The organism is Runella sp. R0.1_18, assembly GCF_057652155.1.
Genome location: NZ_JBYFCK010000079.1, coordinates 1 through 818 on the forward strand (window position 1 = coordinate 1; position 818 = coordinate 818).

The 818-nt window shown below is 53.2% G+C and carries 1 protein-coding gene; it reads right to left on the minus strand.

The annotated features are described in order from the left end of the window. Positions 1 to 818: Ig-like domain-containing protein (locus AC23P2_RS31120; protein WP_487776793.1), on the minus strand; the 818-nt coding region annotated here is incomplete at both ends.

An 818-nucleotide genomic window follows, 5' to 3' on the forward strand; every position in this document is an offset into this window, starting at 1 on the left:
GCCACGGGTTCGTTCACCCGTACATTCACCGTCGCCGTGTCGCACTTGCTCGGTACACCATTGTCACACACTGAATATTTGAAACTATCTGTTCCTACAAAGCCTGAATTCGGCGTGTAGGTAATCGTCCCGTCTGGGTTTACCGTCGCCGTACCGTTGGTTGGATTGCTAATCTTCGTCGGTACTCCCAAGACGTTGCCGTCAGGGTCACCGTCGTTGGCTTTCACATTGATTACCACTGGCGCATTCTTTGGCGTCTCCGTGTTGTCATCCACTGCCACGGGTGCATCATTGCCCGCAATGGGCGTCGGTACTATATCCACCGTCACACAAGCTGTGTCTTTCAACCCCTGCGCATTACTCACTTCGTAGCAGAACACATCTTCGCCCGTCTTGCCTGGCGTCGGCGTATAAACAAAACTTCCGTCAGGATTTAACGTCACCGTTCCTTTCGTCGGTGGTGTCACTGGCGTGGTTGTCACCACCAGCGTACCCCCTTGTGGGTCATCGTCGTTGGTCAATACATTCCCATTCACGGGTTTATCTTGTGGTGTCACCGCAACGTCTGGGTTCGCTTTTGGTGCTTGTGGGGCCAATGGCAAAATCGCAATACTCACCGTGGCCGTATCACACTTGCTAGGACTGCCACTGTCGCACACCTTGTAGGTGAAACTATCGTTGCCGATGTATCCACTCGTCGGTGTATATGTGTAACTACCATCCGTGTTCAGCGTCACCGTCCCGTGCAATGGATTCGTCACCTTCGCGTAACTCAATGGTACGTTGTTGTCGGGGTCGTAGTCGTTGGACGCTACCGT